Genomic DNA, 19966 nt, shown 5'->3' on the forward strand with positions numbered 1-19966 from the left:
CGTCTTTCGTCTTGTCGGTCGGGCGTCTCTCGGCCCGTAAATCAGGCGCTCAGTCCGGGTGGAAGGCCAGGACCAGCACGGGTTTGTCTTCTTCGCTCTGCCGGATCTCGTCACCCACGAAGCCCGCCGCGCGGTAGGCGCGCACGGCCCCCGCGTTGTCCGGCGACGGGTCCATGACCACGGCCGCCGCGCCCTGCGCCAGCAGCGCCTTTGCCCGGGCGCGCAGGTAGCGGGCGGCATGGCCCTGCCCCAGCATCGACGGCTCGCCAAGGAAGGTATCCATGGCGCGGGTGCCTTCGGGGAAGTCCGCGTAATGCGGCATGGGCCAGTGATGGGCCGGGTAGTCCTGCACATAGGCAAAGGGCTGCCCGGCATGGGTCACGATGCGCATGTCGGTGGGGCCGGTGTCGATGTCGCTGTCGATCATCGCGATCTCGTCGTCCGGATCGCCCCACCAGGCGCGCACATGCGGCTGGGCCAGCCAGCCCCGCATCAGCGGGTAATCGGCGCGCGTCAGCGGGGCGAAGCCGTAGTCAGCCATCGCCGCCCACCTGCGCGGCGGCCTTGTCCAGCAGCTCGACGGCGGTCGCGATATCCTCGTCGCTGATGGTCAGCGGCGGCAGCAGGCGCACCACGTTGTCGGCGGCCGGCACGGTGATGACGCCATTGGCATAGCCGGCGGCGACCACGTCGGCGGGCGCAACCTTGCACTTGAGGCCCAGCATCAGGCCCTGGCCACGGACGCTTTCAAAGACCTCCGGGTGGCTCGCCACCAGCCCTTCGAGTTTCTGGCGCAAGAGGCCGCCCTTGCGGTTCACCTCGGCCAGGAAGCCGTGATCGGTGATGTGATCCAGCACCGCCGCGCCCACGGCGCAGCCCAGCGGGTTGCCGCCGTAGGTCGAGCCGTGCGTGCCCGCGACCATGCCCTTGGCGGCCTCTTCCGTCGCCAGCACGGCGCCCAGGGGGAAGCCCCCGCCGATGCCCTTGGCCACCATCATGATGTCGGGCGTCACACCCGCCCATTCATGGGCAAAGAGCTTGCCGGTCCGGCCGACGCCGCATTGCACCTCGTCAAGGACCAGCAGCACGCCGGTCTCGTCGCAAAGCGCGCGCAGCGCCTTCAGCGCGCCCTCGGGCAGCGGGCGGATGCCGCCTTCGCCCTGCAGCGGCTCGACCAGCACGGCGGCGGTCTTGTCGGTGATCGCGGATTTCACCGCCTCGATATCGAACCACGGCAGGTGGACGAAGCCTTCGAGGATCGGCCCGAAGCCCTTGACCATCTTTTCCGACCCGCTGGCCGCGATGGCGGCGGAGGAGCGGCCGTGGAAACAGCCCTCGAAGGTCAGGATCTCGACCCGCTCGGGCGCGCCGCTGTCGTAATGGTACTTGCGCGCCATCTTGACGGCCAGCTCGCAGGCCTCGGTGCCCGAGTTGGTGAAGAAGACCGTGTCGGCAAAGGTCGCATCGACCAGCTTGTCGGCCAGCCGCTGCTGCTCGGGGATCTTGTAGAGGTTCGAGACATGCCACACCTTGCTGGCCTGCTCGGTCAGCGCGGCGACCAGCGCGGGGTGCGCATGGCCCAGCGCGTTCACCGCGATGCCGGCGCCGAGGTCGAGGAAACGTCGCCCGTCCGCCTCGATCAGCCAGGAGCCTTCGCCCCGGGCGAAGGACAGGGGCGCGCGGTTGTAGGTCGGCAGAACGGACGGGATCATGGCATGGGTCCTTGTCTCAGAAGCCTTTTCGAAGTGCCGCAAGGGCGCAAGGCTGTCAACGATTTGTAAGGGAGAATGACGGGCACGGGGGATCTCCCCCCGAAGTCGGAGGTCTCAGGCAGCGCGTCGGCGTCGCGCGGAGATATGAACCGTGTTCGTCATGAAGGCGCTCATAGCCGAGCACGCGGGGCTTGGGAAGGGGGAAACCTGGGCGCGACGGATCGGGGTGGGCGCCTCGGGGACAGGGACGGCCTTGGGGGCGCTGCCCCCAAACCCCCGAGGTATTTTCAAAACAATGAAGAGGGCGGGCGCGGGCGGCAGGGGCCGGCGTGGCCCCGTGGGCGCCGGGCGGGGAGGACCGCCCGGCGCAGCTGTGGCGTATCAGAACAGCGCGGCGTCGTCGCGCATGACGGCGCCGGCCTTGAGCACGGCGACCACCTTATTGCCCGTTTGCGAAAAGCAGGACAGGCCGTCCAGCGGGTTGGCGTCGAGCACCAGCACGTCGGCGAAGGCGCCGGGGATGAGTGCGCCCACCTGCCCTTCGAGGCGCAGGACCTTGGCGTTGTTGACCGTGGCGCAGCGCAGCGCCTCGGCGGTGCCGAGCTCCTCCTCGTGAATCATCAGGCCGTCGCCCTGGTAGGTCTTGGGCGACCAGCAGAGGTCGGTGCCGTAGCCGATGGTGACGCCCGCGTCATGGGCGATGCGCAGCGATTGCTTGCCATAGGCCAGCACCTCGGCGTTCTTTTCCTGGTTCTCGGGCGCCCAGCCGAAATCCATGCCGTGGATGCCGTCGGCCACGTAGGTGATCAGCGTCGGCACCAATACCGCGCCCCGTTCCGCCATGAAGGCCGCGGTTTCCGGGCTGAGGAAGTTGCCGTGTTCGATCGAGCGCACGCCGCAGTCGACCGCGCGGCGGATGCCGGCATCGGCGTAGACATGGGCCATGACGTAGCGGCCGCAGCGGTCGGCCTCGTCGGTGATCGCGCGGATTTCGTCCAGCGAATATTGCGGATGGTGCAGCTTGTCGGCGGGCGACGACACCCCGCCCCCGGCCATGATCTTGATCTGGTCGACGCCCTGGCGCGCGTTCTCGCGCACCGCCTTGCGGACCGCGTCCACGCCGTCGGCGATCACCGAGGTGCCGGTGCCATTGGCCGCCGCGCAGGAGCAGTAGTCGGCCATCGCGCGGTGGTCGCCGTGGCCGCCGGTCTGCGACAGGATCTTGGCCGAGACCTGCATGCGCGGGCCCTTGAAGATGCCTTTTTCGACCGCCTTCTTGTGCCCGTAATCGGCGCCGCCGGCGTCGCGTACGGTGGTGAAGCCGCGCTCGACCATCTCGGCCAGCTGCTGGCCGGCGCGGGCCGTCATCTCGGAGGGCAGCGTGTCGCCGCCGTCGTTGAACTGGCCGATAAAGACATGGGTATGGGCATCCAGGAGGCCGGGCGACAGGTAGCGGCCGGCGACCGAGACTTGCGGCATGTCGGCGGGCAGCTGTGCCGCCGGGGTCAGGCTGTCGATGCGACCGTCCTTGACGACGAGGGCGAGGCCTTCGCGGATCTCTCCGGCGACGACATCGACGATGTGGCCATCGGTCAGGGCGTAGTGGGTCGGGGTCATTCTGCGGCCTCCTTGCGGGCGGCTTCGTTTTCCGTGCCAAGGGTGCGGACGGAGTATTCGTCGAGTCGGGCGAGCGGTTCGATCTGGCCACTTTCGGTGACATAACCGTTGGCGAGATCATAGGCGGCGGCGGCGGGGTCGCGCTTGGCGGGGTCGCCCCAGCCCGAGCCGCCGGCCGCGAAGTTGGCAAATGATTCGCCGGTTTTCAGCACCTTGCGGTACATGCCGACCTTGAGCTGGCGCGGCTGATCCGGCCAGAGCACCATGTGGTTCATCAACTGCGACGGTTCCCCGCCATGCAGCGCCCAGGTGCGGGTCTTGCACTTTTTCTTCATCGACAGGATCTCGGTGTCGCCCGCCATCTGCACGTCGCGGCGCACGCCGAGCCCGCCGCGGTACTGGCCCAGCCCGCCCGAGTTCTCGACCAGCTCGAGCCGGGTGTGGAACAGGTTGGTCTGCCGCTCCATCACCTCGATCGGCGTGTTGCGCACGGTCGAGGTCGAGGGGTGCTGCAGCGCGTTGGCGCCATCATGGACATGGGTCGCGCCCCAGCCGATGCCCTCGTTGTTCGAGATCACGAAGGGCCGTCCGGTGACGTAATGCTTGCCCACGGCCATGAAGCCCGGCTCGTCCCCGCCCGAGCTGGCGGGGATCCAGTCGATCACCGGGGCCAGCGCCTTGGCGATCATCTCGAAGGCGACCATCTTGGACCAGCCCACGTAGGTCGCCGCCGGATAGGTGGCCGAGAACAGCGTGCCCTCCGGCACCTCGACCCGCAGCGGCGCATAGCTGCCGTGGTTCGACGGGGTGCCAGGCTGGGTGAGGTACTTGAAATAGGTCTTGGCCATGGTGATCGTCCCGCCGATGGGGATGTTCACCGGGCCCGCGACCTGTGGATCGGTGCCGGTGTAATCGACGATGAACTCATCGTCGGTTATCGTCACCGTGCAGACCATCTTGATCGGCGTGTCGGTCACGCCGTCATCGTCCAGCCATTCCTCGGAACTCCAGGTGCCGCGCGGCAACCCGGCCAGCGCCTCGCGCGTCTTGGCATCGGAATAGTCGATATAGGCATCGACCGCAGCCGCGACCCGGTCCTTGCCGAACTTGGCAAAGATCGCGGCCACCGCCTTTTCGCCGGTGCGCAGGCAGGCGACCTGGGCGTTGAAATCGCCCTCGATCGCGTCGGGCAGGCGCGAGTTGGCGCGCAGGATCGCCCAGATCTCCTTGTCGAGCTTGCCTTCCTTGATGACGCGGACACCGGGCATCAGCAGCCCTTCCTGGTGGACATCGGTGCTGTCGAGCACGTAGCCCGCATCCTTGGCGCCGATGTCGAGCCAGTGCGCCCGCACGCAGAGCCAGATGTCGATCCCGCCCGAGCCCAGGAACACCGGCGTCACCAGCAGCGCGTCCGAGGTATGGGCCGAGTTCCAGTAGGGCGTGTTCAGCATGATGACGTCGCCCGGCCGCAGCTCGTCATGGTCGAGCGTCTCGATCAGCTTGCCCAGCGCGTAGTCGTTGGCGCCGATGAAGCTGGTGATGCCCGCCGCCTCGGCGATCATCCGGCCCTTGGCATCGGCGATCGATATGCCGAAATCGAGCACCTCGTAGATCACCGGGTTGAAGGCGGTGCGCACCAGCGTGCGGCGCATCTGCTCGGCGGCAGAGATGAACAGGCCCGAGATGATCTCGATCTCGGCCGCCTTGGACGTGGGTTTGGAGCGGCTCATGCGCGGGCCTCCTGTCGGGTAATGGCGATCATGCCATAGGGGTCGATGCGGGCCACCTGGCCCTTGAAGATGGGCAGGGACGAGCCTTCGTCGGTGATCAGCACCGGGCCGGGATAGTCCGTGCCGGACACCAGGTTGTCGCGGTTGTAGCGCTTGCAGGCGACAAAGGCCGCGGCCTCGGGGTCGTACATGCGGTGATCGGCCGACCCGTCGCCCTCCAGCGGGGCCGAAACCTTGGACGAAAGATCCGGTTTCTGCGTCGGCAGCACCAGCTTGACCATCAGCGACACCACCTCGCAGGCATTGGCGAAGGTGTGGCCAAAGCGGTCGGCGTGCATGTCGGAAAAGCGCTGGAACAGCGTCTCGGCCGTGTCATCGAGGTGGTATTCGACGTTCAGCGTGTGTTCCTGCCCGACGAAACGGATGCGGGCAAAGAAGTTGACCGTGGGGTCCACCGGCTCGCCGATCTTTTCCGACAGCTCGGCGGTGGAGCGGGTGGCGAGATCCTCGGCCGTGGTCTTGAGGCCGGCGATCATCCTGGGCCCGACTTCCTCCATCACCGAAGTGGCGTCGGAGAAGTTGAGGTCGGACGCCATCATCCCCCAGGCCGAGAAGACCGAGGGCAGCGGCGGCACGACCAGCTCGGCCATGTCCAGCTCTTCGAACAGCATGGGGCCAAACAGCGGCCCGCAGCCGCCAAAGCCGAGCATGGCGAAGTCGCGCGGATCAAGCCCCTTTTCCAGCATCATCTCTTTCACCGAGGAGGAGGTGCGCGAGATCAGCACGTCAAAGATCGCCTGCGCCGCTGCCTCGATCGAGATGCCGAGCTTGTCGCTGATGTTCACGCGGATCGCCTCGGCCGCGGCGTCCAGCGCCACGTCCATCTTGCCGCCCATGAAGTTGGTGGTGTCGATATAGCCCAGCATCACGGCGGCATCGGTCACGGTCGCATCCGTGCCGCCCCGCCCGTAGGACGCCGGCCCGGGCACCGCGCCCGCCGATTGCGGACCGACGCGCAGCAGCGTGTCATCGACATAAGCGATGGAGCCGCCGCCCGCGCCCAGCGTGCGCAGGTCGAAGATCGGTTGCAGGATCGGGAATTCGTCGATCCGCGCCTCGAACACGTCCACCGGCTTGCCGTCCACGACAAGGCAGGCGTCCAGCGAGGTGCCGCCCACGTCAACCGAAATCAGGTTCGGCCGCTCGGTCGCGTTGGCGACGTAAAGCGCGCCCGACACGCCCCCGGCGGGGCCCGACAGTACCGTGGCGATCGGCTCTGCCTCGGCCAGGCCAAAGGTCAGCGCGCCGCCCGAGGAGTTCATGACGTATTTCTTGCCCCGGAACCCCTCCCCCTCCATGCCGCTCGAGACGCGGCCAAGGTAGTTCTTGAGGACAGGCTTGATGTAGGCGTCCATTACGGCGGTCGAGGTGCGTTCGTATTCGCGGTACTCGTTGGCCAGCTGCGCGCCGGATGTGACCTCGCAGCCCGGGAAAGCCTCGCGGATCAGGCGCACGGCCTCGGCCTCGTGGGCGGTGTTGGCGTAGGAATGAAGGAAGCTGACGGCGATGGCCTTGCAGTCGCCCTGCTCGTAAAGCTCGCGCGCGGCCTGGATCACGGCGCCCGCGTCCAGCGGCGTCACCTCGTTGCCCTGGTAGTCCATCCGGCCGGGCACGCCGCGGATGTTGCGCCGCTCGACGATCTGGCGCGGTCGGTCAAAATCGAACCGGTACATGTCCTGGAATTCCAGCGCGCCGCGGGCGATTTCGAACAGGTCGCGGAAGCCTTCGTTGGTGATGATGCCGACCGTGGTGCCCTTGCGCTCGAGGATCGCGTTGAGGCCCAGCGTGGTGCCGTGGATGAACTCGAAAACCTGGCCGGCGGGCACGTCCAGCCCCGCAATGGCCGAGATCACGCCCTCGGCCGGGTCATGCGGCGTGGTGGGCAGTTTGAAGGCGCTCAGTTTCTTGTTGTCGAAATCGAATTGCACGACGTCGATGAACGTCCCGCCGATATCGATCGAGAGCTTGTACTTGTCCATTATTTCCTCGTTCAGTAGACGGCTTCGAGCAATTGCCGGGTGTAGTCGTGCTGCGGGTTGGTCAGCACCTCCTGCGCAATGCCCTTTTCGACGACCTTTCCCTTGTGCATGACGTAGACCCGGTCGCAGAGCAGCCGCGACACGTTCAGGTCATGCGAGATGAAGACCATCGTGAGATTCCTGTGTTCGATCAGGGATTTGAACAGCTCGAGCACCTGCGCCTGGATCGACACGTCCAGCGATGACAACGGCTCGTCGCAGACCAGCACCTCGGGCTCGACCGCGAGGGCGCGGGCGATGGCGATGCGCTGGCGCTGCCCGCCCGAGAACTCGTGCGGGTAGCGGCCTGGGTCCTCGGAGCCGAGGCCGACCTCGGCCAGCAGCTCGCGCACCCGGGCGTCCATCTGGGCGCGGCTGAGGTGACGCTTGTGCAGGATCAGCGCCTCGCGGATCGAGGCGCCCACCGTGGCCCGCGGGTTGAGCGAGCCGTAAGGGTCCTGGAAGATGATCTGCACCTTGGACTTGAACGCAAAGCTGTCGGCCTTGGTAAAGGCGCGCACGTCGGCGCCGCGAAAGTGGTAGCTGCCCTCGTCAAAGCCCGTGAGGCGCATGATGACATTGGCCACGGTCGACTTGCCCGAGCCGGATTCGCCCAGGATGCCGACGACCTCGCCGGAGTTCACGGTGATCGACACCGGCCCTAGCGCGAAGCTGCGGTTCTGGACGAAGGCACCGCTGGAAAAGCTCTTGGTCAGTTCCAGCAGCTCGATGACGGGTTGCTCAGCCATGACGGGCCCCCTTTCCCAGCACGCAGGCCGAAAAGCCGGTGCCGCGGTCGGTGTTGGTGACAAGCGGCGCGCTGCGGCAGATGTCCTGCGCAAAGGCGCAGCGGCCGGCAAAGGCGCAGCCCGTGGTGCCAAAGCCTGCGCCCACCGGCTCACCGGGGATCGAAGCGATGTCGGCCAGGCGCTTGTCGCGCCCCGGCACGCAGTCGAACAGCGCCTGGGTGTAGGGGTGGATCTCGCGCGCGCCGATGTCGGCGGTGGCGGCCACGTTCAGCAGCTGGCCACCGTAGAGCACGCCCAGCCGGTCGACGGATTGGCGCAGCAGTTCCAGGTTGTGACTGATCAGCAGCACGGCCAGGCCGCGGGTGCGCGAGCGTTCCAGGATCAGGTCCATGATCCGCCGCTGGGTGAAGGCGTCGAGCGCGGTGGTCGGCTCGTCCGCGATCATCAGCTCGGGGTCTTGGCTCAGCGCGATGGCGATGACGATGCGCTGCCGCATCCCGCCCGAGAACTGGTCGGGGTATTGCCGGAACGCCAGCTCGGGCTCGGGGATGCCGACCTCGGCCAGCAGGGCCACGGCGGCGTCCTGCGCCTTTTGCGACCGCATCGGGTAGCCCTTGGACAGGTACAGCGCCTCGGTCAGCTGGCGGCCGACCCGCATCGACGGGTTCAGCGATGAGTACGGGTCCTGCGGGATATAGCCGATTTCCTTGCCCAGCATCTTCTTGATCGCGCGGCGGTAGCCGTTCAGCGGCAGGGCCCGCCCGTTGAAGCGGACGGTGCCGCCGGCGAGATACGTGTCTTCGTGCAGGCCAAAGACGGTGCGGGTGAACAGTGTCTTGCCAGACCCGCTTTCGCCGACGATGCCGAACACCTCGCGCGGCATCACCGACAGCGACACGCCGGTGACCATCTTGCGGTCGTTCTGGCGCAGCGCGATGGTTACGTCCGAAAGGTCAAGCAGCGGGGTCATGGCGGGGTCCGTTTCGGTCGTCATCTCGGGGGCGGGTGCGGTCATCATGCGCGCCTCTGCGACGTGGGGTCGAGTTCGCGGCGCAGCATGTCGCCGATGATGTTGAAGCTGAGCGCGGTGAAGAAGATGGCGAGGCCGGGGAAGATGACGATCCACCAGCCGTTGCGCACATAGTCGCGCCCGTCGGCGATCATCGCGCCCCATTCCGGCGTCGGGATCTGCGCGCCCACGCCGATGAACGACAGGCCCGAGATCGCCAGCATGACCGCCGCGATGTCCAGCGTCACCTGGATGATCAACACGTCGAAGGCGTTGGGCAGCACGTACAGCACCACCTTGCGCCAGGCCGGCACGCCCAGGGTGTCGGCGGCGGCGATGTACTTGGCCGACAGGATGTCCTTTGTGATCATCCGGCTGAGCCGCGCATAGGTCGGCCACCACGAGAACACCAGCGCCCAGATCGCCGCCTGAAGCGAAGCACCCATGGCGGCGGCAAAGCCCAGCGCCAGGATCAGCGGCGGAAAGCCCAGCCAGATGTCGGCCAGCCGCATCAGCAGGTTGTCGACCCAGCCGCCGACAAAGGCGGAAAAGATGCCGATGGTGCAGCCGATGACCAGCACCACGGCGATCACCGACAGGGTCGACAGCAGCGTCAGCTGCGCGCCGGTCAGCAGGCGCGAGAGCACGTCGCGCCCGGCCCCGTCGGTGCCCATCCAATGGGTGCCCGAAGGCGGCAGCAGCTTGGCGCGGAAGTCGATCACCAGCGGGTCATGCGGGGCCAGGAGCCCGCCGAAGACCGCCGTCAGAACGATGATCGCGGCGATGACGATGGCCGTCCATTCGACCCAGGATTTGGGGTAGCTGCGCGGCGTGGTCAGCATGTCTCAGCCCTCCAGGTGTTTGCGGGGGTTGATGGCGTAAAGCAGCAGGTCCACGACGAGGTTCGCGACAAGGAAGAACAGCCCGACCACGAAGACCACGGCCACGACGCCATGGATGTCGGACTGGGTCACCGCCTTGACCGCGTAGCGACCGATGCCGGGGCGGCCGAAGATCTCTTCGACCAGCACGGTGGTGCCCAGCATCCAGCCGAACTGCATGCCGAAGACAGTGAGCGCGGGCGTCGCGCCGTTCGGAAAGACATGGCGGAACATCACGCGGCCTTCGCTGGCGCCCTTGGCCCGGGCGAGCGTCACGTAATCTTTCTTGAACTCGCTGATCATCGAGGTGCGGGTGATGCGCACGCCCACGGCGGTGAACAGCAGCGCCAGCGCGAATGCGGGCAGCATCAGGTGCGCCAGCGCATCGAAGAACACGTCGAGCCGCCCCTGCATCAGACTGTCGAGCAGGGTGAACCCGGTCTGGCCCTCGAACCGGCGATGCTCGAAGCTGAGCCGCCCGGCGACGGGGAAGAGCTTCCAGTCGGCGGCGACCTTCTGCTGCAACAGGATCGCCGTCCAGAAGATCGGCAGCCCGGCCCCGGCGATCGACACCAGCCGCACCAGGTCGTCGAAACGCGAGCCGTTGAAGCGCGCGGTCAGCAGGCCGACCGGCAGCGAGACGACAAGGTTGATGACCATCGCCACCAGCACCAGCTCGAGCGAGGGCGGAAGCTCTTGCGCGATGTCCTGAAGGATCGGCTGGTGGGTGAACCACGAGGTGCCGAAATCGCCGCGCAGCACGTCCCCGAGGTAGATGAAGAACTGCGTCGCGACCGGCTTGTCCAGGCCCATCTCGGCGCGGATCTCGGCGATCTTCTCGGCGCCCGCGTTGGGCCCTGCCGCCACGTAGGCCGGGTCCCCCGGCACGATGTGGCTAAGCAGGAAAGAGATGAGGACGAGCACGAACAGGGACAGGAGGGAAAAGGCGATACGCTGTAGTATGTACGTCATGTCTGGTCCTGGCCGTGCTCGTCTTGGGGAGAGGGGTGGCGGATGCCGGCCTTACTTCAGGCCGATATCCATGTAGTTGAAGGTCTGGTGGTGGGCGACGTTGTAGACGTAGCCCTCGACGCTGTCAGACAGCGCGACGACCGAGCCGGGCAGCGACACGGTGATCGCCACGTGATCCGCCCCGACCAGCTCTTGCACCTGCGCATACAGCGCGGCGCGTTCCGCCGGATCGGCCGAGGAGGCGGCGGCGTTCAGCAGCGCGTCCACCTCTGGGTTCTCGTATTGCGCCCAGTTCAGCCCGCCCTTGGCCCCGGTCAGCGCCCCGTTGAAGTTGCCGTTCAGCACGGCATGGGGGTCGGGGAAGTTCGGGAAGGAATAGAGCATGTTGAGATCGGCGGTCGTTTCCACCGAACCGGTGGTCGCGGCCTGGGCCGGCCAGGTCATGCCCTCGGCGGTCAGGGTGATGCCGATCTGGCCGAGGTTCGATTGCAGCTGCTCGACGGCGGCCTGCTCTTCCTGGATATCGGGCAGGTAGCGGACCAGCAGCTCGGTGCCTGCCCAGCCGTTTTCCTCGACCATGGCGCGCGCGGCGTCGAGGTCGAAGGGCAGCTCGGTCCCTGCGGCGTGGCCCATCCAGCCCACCGGCAGCGGGCCGTCGGGTAGCGTGCCGAAGCCCATCAGCACCTGGTCGAGGTGCAGCTGGCGGTCGAAGGTCTGCGCGATCATCTCGCGGAAGGCCGGGTCGCCCATCGGGCCTTCGGACGCCGTGTTCATGTAGAAATACAGCGGCGTCGCGGCCGAGCCGATGTCGACGATGTAGCCGTCACGGCCTTGCAGGGCCAGCTTGTCCTCGACCGTGATGTCGGGAGCGATATGCACCTCGCCCGCCTCGAGCAGCGCCAGCTGGGTCGAGGGTTCCGACACGTAGCGGAAGATCACTTCGGCCACGTGGTTACCATCCCAGCCGCCCCAGTAGTCGGGGAAGGCTTCCAGCGTCACCGCCTCGGTCGGGGCGTAATCGGTGACGGTGTAGGGGCCCGAGCCCGCTTCGTTCACGGCCAGCCACTGGCGGGCGTTGTCGTCGCCCATATGCGGTTCGACCGCGTCTTTGCTGACGATGTAGATGCGCGCCAGCGCCGACAGGAACGGCCCGAAGGGCGCGTCGAGCGTCAGGGCGACGGTGTAGTCATCGACCGCCTCGGCCCCGGAATAGGTGCCCATGTTGTTCATGACGCCGGCATTGGCCGCAACCAGCCGTTCGAGGCTGAACACCACGTCCTCGGCGGTCAGCGCGCTGCCGTCGTGGAAGGTGACGCCCTGCTTGAGGGTGAAGGTGTAGGTCTGCCCGTCGTCCGAAATCTCCCAGCTGTCGGCGATGCGCGGGGTCACTTCGACATCGCCGGCGGTGAACTGCACCAGCGTGTCATAGACCCCCAGCAGCAGCTGATCGACGGTCGAGTTGGTGGCGTTCGCCGGGTCGAGGTTCTCGGGCGTCTCGTTCTCGGCGATGACAAGAACGCCTTGGGGCTCGGCCATGGCGGGCAAAGCGGTGAGGCCCGCGAGGGCGATGGCGCCGATGGCGGTGCCGGTGAGGAGGTCGAGTGTGGATTTCATTGCTGTGCAACTCCCTGCATTTTTCTGGTATCCCACTTTTATCCGAACGTACCGATTTCGCCCCGGGTGTCAAACGACTTTGCGGAAAATCTGCCTTGTGCAGGGCGCAGGCCGGGATCCCGAGGCACCAGAAAACAAGAAAAGACCGCAAATGCCCGCGGGGCGCACCTGTGGTCAGGACGCGGCGTGCGCGGGATTTGGCCTTGTTTTCAAGGAAAGCTCAGACCGAACAAGCGATGCGACACCGACCGCCGCGCACCTGCTCAGAGATTACGACGCGCAAAGGCAATCAAGCTTTCTATATGCACAGCAACTGCGCGCCGCGTCGCCTCGGGATCCCCCGCCTCGATGGCCTGGAGTATCGCCAGGTGTTCGGTCGAATCGGGCTGAAGCCGGTCTTTCAGGCGGTCGATCTCGAACAGGCGCGTGGTGACACGCAGCTCGCGCAGCACCTTTCCCATCACGCCATTGCCGCAGTAGTCGATGATCATGTCATGCAGATGATCGTCAGAATCCCAATGGGAAACAGTATGATAGGCGGCGCCGGTCATCAGGTCGTTCACCTCGCGCCTGACCTCGGACAGCACCGAGCCGGGGATCATCGGCGTCGCCAGGGCGGCCGCCTCGGGCTCGATCAGCAGGCGCAAGCGCAGGCTGTGCAGGTACTCGCCCAGGTCGACCTTGCGCACCACGTAGTTGCGCCCCTCGCCCTTCTGGACCCGACCTTCGCCCTCGAGCCGCTGCAGCGCCTCGCGCAGCGGGGTGCGCGAGATGCCCAAACTTTCGGCAAGCGGCGCCTCGAGGATCACCTGACCGCCCCGCAGCTGCCGATGACGGATCATGTCCGAGACCGAATTGTAGGCCAGCGAGGCCAGGCTATGCGCCCCGCGGCGCTCGGTCTTGCGGGCAGGCTTGGCGACCCCATCGGTCATGATGTTGCGTCCCATTCTATGTCATAGCCGCCCGAGGGGCGGAAAAATCTTGGATTTACAGGCATCTTTTGCGCATCTGCCGTCTGTTGCCCCCGCCGGATCTGGTCCATTCTCTACCCGGAAACGAAACGGGCACAAGAGCGGAGCACGATGACCGACCACGAGCAGGAGAGCGATTCGAACCTGGGCGAAGAGACGTACCAGACGCTCTTGCACGACATCCTGTCGGCCCGCCTGCCCGGCGGCATGGCGATCCAGCAGCGGCGTCTGGCGCTGGAATACCAGGTCTCGCGGTCGCCCATGCGCACCGCGCTCAGCCGGCTCGAAGGCGAGGGGCTGCTGGTACGCGACGAGACCGGCGCGCTCAAGGTCCGCACGGTCACGCTGACCGATTACCTGCATGCGCTCGACATCCGCATGTTGCTGGAACCCACGGCCGCCGCCAATGCCTGCAAGTCTCCGGACGCGGCAAAGCTGACGGATCTTTTCGCACGTTTTCAAAGCGTTGCGGACAACCCCACCCCGGATCCGGAAGAGGTCTGGGCGCTGGACGACAGCCTGCACGGCTATATCGCCGCGCAAAGCGGCAACCCCTTCATGGTGTCCTTCATCCGCGACCTGCGCCGCTTCACCACCATCTTCGAACGCCAGTTGCCCGTGGTCCGGGCCAAGCCGGGCATGCGCGAACACGCCGCGATTCTGGACGCACTGCAGGGCGGTGAAAGCGAGGTCGCCCGCGCCGCCATGTCCTTCCACCTTGAAATCGTTCGCATCGGCGTCCTCAAGAACTACTGATCCGCCCCGCAGGAGCACCCCGAAACATCGGGGTTGCCCCGGCTGGCGCTTTGTGCATTCTAATGGGATACCACTGTAATGCAATACGGCGACCGGAGCGATCCGATGCCGCTGGGGCCCCTCCGGACGACCGGACCAAGGACAGGATCAAGAATGACTAAAGACTTCCGGGGTGTATTCACCGTCATGATCACGCCCACCCATCCCGATGGTTCCGTCAACCTGGACGCGCTGCGCCGGTTCACCGACTGGCAGATCGTACAGGGGATCCACGGGCTGATTCCCCTTGGCTCCACCGGCGAATTCCTGTCGCTGGACGATGCCGACCGCACCGCCGTCGCCAAATGCGTGATCGACACCGCCGCCGGGCGCGTGCCCGTGCTGGTCGGCACCGGCGCCGAGGACACCCGCGAGGTCGTGCGCCGCAGCCTGGAGGCTCAGACCCTGGGCGCCGATGGCGTCATGGTGATCCCGCCCTTCTACGCCACCCCGACCGAGGACGAGCTGGTCGCGCATTACAGCGCCATCGCCGGCGCCATCGACATCCCGGTCATGGTCTACAACAACCCGGCCACGTCGAACGTCGACCTGCTGCCCGAAACCGTCGCGCGCATCGCCCGGATCGCGGGTTGCGACTACATCAAGGAAAGCACCATGGATGTGACCCGGATCCGGGACATCCTGCTGCTGGCCGGCGACGACATGACCGTGTTCGGCGGGATCATGGGGTTCGAAAGCTTCGTCGAGGGCGCGATGGGCTGGGTCGCCGTGGCGTCCAACGTGGCCCCGGCCGCGATGGTCGAGATCTTCGACCGGACCATGGCCGGTGACCTGGCGGGCGCCAAGGCGGTCTACCACGCCTACCTGCCCGTGATCCGCGCGGTCGGCGGCCAGGCCTATGTCGGCGGCAGCAAGGCGCTGCTGACCCACATGGGCTTCGACGCGGGCACGCCCCTGCCCCCGCGCCTGCCCGTGACGCCCGAGGCGGATGCCCGGCTCAAGGCGATGGTGGCCGAGTTCGGCCTGTCCTTCGCCGGCTGATCGCACGCCATGACCGCCCGTCCGCACGACCTGCAGACCTGCCGGATTCGCATCGACGGGACCGAGCGCGTGGTCGCGGCCGGCCTCTCGGTTGCCGCCGCGCTGGCCCAGGCGGGGCAACGGGCGCTGTCCACGGCCCGCAGCGGCGCACCGCGCGGACTGTTCTGCGGCATGGGCGCCTGTCACGACTGTCTTGTCACCATCGACGGCCGCACCGGGCAGCGCGCCTGCATGGCCCGCGTGCGGGACGGGATGGAGATCCGCCGCGGCGACGCCCTGCCGGACATCCTGTCGCCGGGCCTTACGGACCTCGCGCCGCTGCCTGCGAGCCTGCCGGTCGAGGCGACCGAGCTGGCGGTGATCGGCGGCGGCCCGGCGGGCCTTGCGGCAGCCGAATGCGCGGCCCGGGCCGGGGTGGCCTGCGTTCTGCTCGACGAACGCCACCTGCCCGGCGGGCAGTATTTCAAGCAGCCGGCCACCTCCGGGGCCAGCCCGGACGCCCAGTCGCGCGCGGGTGCAGCGCTGATCGATGCCGCCCGCGCGGCAGGGGTGGACCTGCGCGGCGAAACGCTCGCTTGGGGCGCGTCCCGCGATTCCGACGGGCGCGCGGTGCTCTCCATCCTCGGCCCGCACGGCGCCGCTTACCTGCGCGCGGACATGGTGGTGATCGCCACCGGCGCCTATGAGCGCCCCGACCCAATGCCCGGCTGGGACCTGCCCGGCGCGATGACGGCGGGCGCCGCGCAGACCCTGCTCCGCGCCTATGGCACGCTGCCCGGCCAGCGCATCCTTGTCACCGGCAATGGCCCGCTGAACATCCAGGTCGCCGCCGAGATCCTGCGCCGGGGCGGAGAGGTCGCGGCCGTGGTCGAGACGGCCCCGCCCCCGATGTCCCGCCCCGCCGCCGCGCTGGACTTGCTGCGCCGCGACCCGGCCCTTGCGCGGCTCGGCCTGCGGCACCTGGCACAGCTGCGCCGCGCGGGCGTGCCGGTGCATTGGCAAAGCCGGCTGGCCCGGATCGAGGGGCGCGAGGCCGTGACCGGCGCCGTGATCGCGACGCCCGGGGGCGATCTGCGCATCGAGGCCGATTGCGTGCTGATGGGCGGCAACTTCGCCTCTGACAACACGCTGTCGCGGCTGCTGGGCTGCGCCCATGACATGGCGCGCGGCCAGTTGGTCGCGCGGCGGGCCCCCGATGGGCAAAGCTCGCAGCCCGATGTCTTCATCATCGGCGAGGTGGCGCAGTTCGGCGGCGCCCAGGTGGCCCAGGCCGAAGGGCTGCTGGCCGGCCGCGCCGTCGTCGCCAAGCTGCGTGGCAAGGCGCCCGCCGCCCCCGACCTGCGCCGCCGCGACCGGGCGCGCGCCTTCCAGGCCGCGCTCTGGCGGCTGTTTGCACCGCAGACGGCCCCGGACACGCCCGAGGGCGACACCCTGCTCTGCCGTTGCGAATCCATCACCGCGGGCACGTTGCGCGCTGCCGCGAATGGCGCCGCGCCCGACCTTGCCACGCTGAAACGCCTGACCCGCAGCGGCATGGGCCGTTGCCAGAGCCGCTACTGCGCCCACCAGGCGGCGCGGATCGCGGCCGACGACACGCCCGCGTCCGAGGCGACCCGCGCCCTTGCCCCGCAGATGCCGGTGCGGCCGGTGCCGTTGGCCGCGCTGGCGGTGGAAAAGCCCGAATGGGGCGGCCACAAGCGCGCCCTGCTGCCCGAGCGCGCGCCCCTGCGCGGCGATCCGCTGGGCCGCGACAAGACCGACGTGGCGGTGATCGGCGCCGGGATCGTCGGTGTCTCGACCGCGCTGTTTCTTGCGCGGCAAGGGGCCGAGGTCACGCTGATCGAGCACGGCCGCGCCAATTCCGTCGCCTCGGGCGGCAACGCGGGCAGCCTGCATGCGCAGCTTCTGTCCTTCGACCACGGCGCCCGGGCCGAGGGCGGCGGCGGCCCCGCCGCGCGCACCCTGCCCTTGCAGGCCGAAAGCATCGCGCTTTGGGGCCAGCTACAGACCGAGCTCAGCGCGGATTTCGAGATGAAGGTGACCGGCGGGCTGATGGTCGCGGAAACCGAGGCCCACCTGCGGTTCCTCGAGGCCAAGACCGCCGTGGAACGCGCCGTCGGGATCGAGGCGCATGTCATCGACGCGGCCGAGCTGGCGCGGCGCGAACCCGCGCTCGACCCCCGTTTCGTCGGCGCGGCCTGGTGCCCGCAGGAAGGCAAGATCAACCCGCTGATCGCCACGCAGCAGCTGCTGGCCGAGGCGCTGCGCCTGGGCGTCCGGCTCGAGGATCGCACCACGCTGCAGGCGATGGAGCATGGCCCGGACGGCTTTACCCTGCACACCGCGCGCGGGCCGCTCACCGCCCGGCGCGTGGTCAATGCGGCCGGCGCCTTTGCCGCGCCCGTGGGCCGGATGCTGGGCTGCGAGGTCCCGGTCTTCGGCGCCCCGCTGCAGATGGTCGTGACCGAGGCGGCGGCCCCCGCGATCACCGCGCTGGTCGCCCATGCCGACCGGCACCTGACGCTGAAACAGGCCAGCAACGGCAATTTCATCATTGGCGGCGGCTGGACGGCGGGGCTCGACCCCGTGCATCAGCACCCTCGGCCGCTGCCCGAGAGCCTCGAAGGCAACCTTTGGGTCGCGCAGCATGTCGTGCCGGGGCTGCGCAAGCTGCACGTGATCCGGTCCTGGGCCGCGATGAACATCAACATCGACGGCGCGCCGATCCTGGGCGAGGACCCGCGCCAGCCGGGGCTGTTCCACGCCGCGACCTCGAACGGCTACACGCTGGGCCCGCTGATGGGTCAGCTCACCGCCGCGCTTGTCACCGGCCACGACACGGGGCGCGACCTCGCCCCGTTCTCGCTGGCCCGCTTCAACTGATCCCAACGAACGAGACCCGGATGGAGACCTTCGACCTCATCATCGCCAATGGCACGGTTGCGACCGCCGCCGACGTGTTCACCGCCGATATCGGCATTCGCGGCGGCAAGATCGTGCAGATCGGCCAACAGCTGACCGGCGCCACCCGCACCCTGGACGCGACCGGCAAGTACGTGCTGCCCGGCGGCATCGACAGTCACGTGCACCTCAGCCAGCCGCAGGGCGGCGGCGCGGTGATCGCGGACGATTTCGAAAGCGGCACTCGCTCGGCGCTGTTCGGCGGCAACACCACGGTGCTGCCCTTCTGCCTGCAGGAAAAGGGCGTGCCGATCCGTGAAACACTCAAGGATTACCACGCCCAGGCCGAAGGGGAATGCTACACCGATGTCAGCTTTCACCTGATCGTGTCGGACCCGACCGAGCAGCTGATCGGCCAGGACCTGCCGGCGCTGATCGCGGACGGCTATGCCTCGCTCAAGGTGTTCATGACCTACGAGGACCTGCGCCTCAGCGACGGAGAGATCCTGCAGACGCTCGACACCGCCCGCGCCCATGGCGCCACGGTCATGATCCATTGCGAGAACGAGGACGCGATCCGGTTCCTGATCGACAAGCACGAGCTGGCCGGAGAGATCGCCCCCCGCGCCCATGCCGCCACCCGCCCCGTCGCGGTCGAGCGCGAGGCGACGCACCGCGCCATCTCGCTGGCCGAGATCGCGGATGTGCCCATCGTCATCGTCCACGTCTCGAACGGCCAGTCGATCGAAGAGATCGCCCGCGGCCGCGCGCGCGGGCTCAAGATCATCGGCGAGACCTGCCCGCAATACCTGACCCTGACCGCCAAGGACCTCGAGGGCATGGATTGGGAGGGCGCCAAATACGTCTGCTCTCCCCCGCCGCGCGACGAAGCGGCGCAGGCGGAATGCTGGACCGGGCTCGAGAACGGGACCTTCGACCTGTTCTCGTCCGACCACTGCCCGTTCCGCTACGACGACGACCGCGGCAAGTTGACCCCGCTGGGGCGCAAGAACTTCCGCCACATACCCAATGGCATTCCGGGGGTCGAGACGCGGCTGCCGATCCTCTTCAGCCAGGGGGTCATGGCCGGGCGCATCTCGCTTGAGCGCTTCGTGGCGCTGACGGCGACCAACCATGCGCGGACCTACGGGCTTTATCCCCAGAAGGGCACCATCGCCATCGGCTCGGATGCCGACATCACCATCTGGGACCCCGAGGCGCGGCGCACCATCCGCCACGCCGACCTGCACGACGCCTGCGACTACACCCCTTACGAGGGGATCGAGGTGACCGGCTGGCCCGAAACCGTCGTGCTGAACGGCGCCGTGGTCATCGACCGGGGCGTGTTGACCGGCACCAAGGGCCAGGGCCGCTACTGCCCGGCCACTCCCAAGAAAACCCCTGCAAATACCTGAGGACACAATGACAAAAGCCCTGAAGATCACCGCCGGCGGCATCACCTTCGACGCCGTCCTGGAAACCGAAATGGCGCCGAAAACATCCGCCGCCATGCTGAGCCGCCTGCCCTACCGCAGCCAGGTCGTCCACGTCCGCTGGTCGGGCGAAGGCGTCTGGGTCCCCTTGGGCGAAGAAGACTGGGGCCTCGGCTACGAGAACCACACCAGCCACCCCGCGCCCGGCCACATGATCCTGTATCCCGGAGGCATCTCGGAAACCGAGATCCTGCTGGCCTATGGCGGCGTGGATTTCTCGTCCAAGATGGGGCAGCTGGCCGGCAACCATTTCATCACGATCACCTCGAACCTCGACAAGCTGCCCGAGCTGGGACACGGCTGCCTGTGGAAAGGCGCGCAGGACATCGTGATCGAACTGGCCTGAGACCGGCCGCGTGACACCGGGGCGTGGCGGCGTTGGTCCCTCGCCGCGCCCCTCCGGCCCGGGCGGCTGACACGTCCGCCCGGGACCTGACGCTGC

The 19966-nt window shown here is 67.8% G+C and carries 16 protein-coding genes; 5 read left to right on the forward strand and 11 right to left on the reverse strand.

Annotation, left to right across the window (positions count from 1 at the left end; genetic code table 11):
- Positions 1–49: 49 nt before the first annotated feature.
- The 11 genes from MF270_RS05175 to MF270_RS05225 form a co-directional block, all read right to left on the reverse strand.
- Positions 50–541 (reverse strand): GNAT family N-acetyltransferase, encoded by a 492-nt coding sequence (locus MF270_RS05175; RefSeq protein WP_238364784.1) that lies wholly within the window; start codon positions 539–541, stop codon positions 50–52.
- On the reverse strand, positions 534–1712 hold the full coding sequence (locus MF270_RS05180) for an aspartate aminotransferase family protein (protein WP_238364785.1): 1179 nt from the start codon (positions 1710–1712) through the stop codon (positions 534–536). The genes MF270_RS05175 and MF270_RS05180 overlap by 8 nt, the downstream gene beginning before the upstream one ends.
- A gap of 381 nt (positions 1713–2093) precedes the next feature.
- On the reverse strand, positions 2094–3329 hold the full coding sequence (locus tag MF270_RS05185; RefSeq protein WP_238364786.1) for a metal-dependent hydrolase family protein: 1236 nt from the start codon (positions 3327–3329) through the stop codon (positions 2094–2096).
- Positions 3326–5059 carry a hydantoinase B/oxoprolinase family protein gene (locus MF270_RS05190; RefSeq protein ID WP_238364787.1) on the reverse strand — a complete coding sequence of 578 codons (1734 nt, stop codon included), beginning with the start codon at positions 5057–5059 and terminating at the stop codon, positions 3326–3328. The genes MF270_RS05185 and MF270_RS05190 overlap by 4 nt, the downstream gene beginning before the upstream one ends.
- On the reverse strand, positions 5056–7098 hold the full coding sequence (locus MF270_RS05195; RefSeq protein ID WP_238364788.1) for a hydantoinase/oxoprolinase family protein: 2043 nt from the start codon (positions 7096–7098) through the stop codon (positions 5056–5058). Before MF270_RS05195 ends, MF270_RS05190 begins: the two co-directional genes overlap by 4 nt.
- 11 nt (positions 7099–7109) lie before the next feature.
- Positions 7110–7886 (reverse strand): ATP-binding cassette domain-containing protein, encoded by a 777-nt coding sequence (locus tag MF270_RS05200; RefSeq protein ID WP_238364789.1) that lies wholly within the window; start codon positions 7884–7886, stop codon positions 7110–7112.
- Positions 7879–8904: an ABC transporter ATP-binding protein gene (locus MF270_RS05205; protein ID WP_238364790.1), complete on the reverse strand. Its 1026-nt coding sequence runs from the start codon at positions 8902–8904 to the stop codon at positions 7879–7881. The genes MF270_RS05200 and MF270_RS05205 overlap by 8 nt, the downstream gene beginning before the upstream one ends.
- Positions 8901–9737, reverse strand: a complete 837-nt coding sequence (locus MF270_RS05210) for an ABC transporter permease (RefSeq protein WP_238364791.1) — start codon at positions 9735–9737, stop codon at positions 8901–8903. The genes MF270_RS05205 and MF270_RS05210 overlap by 4 nt, the downstream gene beginning before the upstream one ends.
- A gap of 3 nt (positions 9738–9740) precedes the next feature.
- Positions 9741–10748, reverse strand: coding sequence for an ABC transporter permease (locus MF270_RS05215; protein ID WP_238364792.1), 1008 nt, complete (start codon positions 10746–10748; stop codon positions 9741–9743).
- Between the two features lie 51 nt (positions 10749–10799).
- Entirely contained in the window at positions 10800–12362 is a 1563-nt protein-coding gene (locus tag MF270_RS05220) for an ABC transporter substrate-binding protein (protein ID WP_238364793.1), read from the reverse strand.
- A 263-nt stretch (positions 12363–12625) separates the two neighbouring features.
- Positions 12626–13309, reverse strand: a complete 684-nt coding sequence (locus MF270_RS05225; protein ID WP_238364794.1) for a GntR family transcriptional regulator — start codon at positions 13307–13309, stop codon at positions 12626–12628.
- 135 nt (positions 13310–13444) lie between these two features.
- Between MF270_RS05225 and MF270_RS05230 the strand changes: the two genes are divergently transcribed.
- The 5 genes from MF270_RS05230 to MF270_RS05255 all read left to right on the forward strand — a co-directional run bounded on the left by MF270_RS05230 (position 13445) and on the right by MF270_RS05255 (position 19870).
- Positions 13445–14089 (forward strand): GntR family transcriptional regulator, encoded by a 645-nt coding sequence (locus tag MF270_RS05230; RefSeq protein WP_238364795.1) that lies wholly within the window; start codon positions 13445–13447, stop codon positions 14087–14089.
- Positions 14090–14242: 153 nt separating this feature from the next.
- A complete protein-coding gene (locus tag MF270_RS05235) occupies positions 14243–15130 on the forward strand; it encodes a dihydrodipicolinate synthase family protein (RefSeq protein ID WP_238364796.1) in 888 nt (295 codons plus the stop codon).
- Positions 15131–15139: 9 nt separating this feature from the next.
- Positions 15140–18013: an FAD-dependent oxidoreductase gene (locus tag MF270_RS05245; protein WP_272490674.1), complete on the forward strand. Its 2874-nt coding sequence runs from the start codon at positions 15140–15142 to the stop codon at positions 18011–18013.
- 20 nt (positions 18014–18033) lie between these two features.
- Entirely contained in the window at positions 18034–19446 is a 1413-nt protein-coding gene (gene hydA / locus MF270_RS05250; protein WP_238364797.1) for a dihydropyrimidinase, read from the forward strand.
- Between the two features lie 7 nt (positions 19447–19453).
- On the forward strand, positions 19454–19870 hold the full coding sequence (locus tag MF270_RS05255; RefSeq protein ID WP_238364798.1) for a DUF3830 family protein: 417 nt from the start codon (positions 19454–19456) through the stop codon (positions 19868–19870).
- The last annotated feature ends 96 nt before the right edge of the window (positions 19871–19966 follow it).

Source organism: Mesobacterium pallidum (genome assembly GCF_019966535.1).
GTDB classification, from domain to species: domain Bacteria; phylum Pseudomonadota; class Alphaproteobacteria; order Rhodobacterales; family Rhodobacteraceae; genus Mesobacterium; species Mesobacterium pallidum.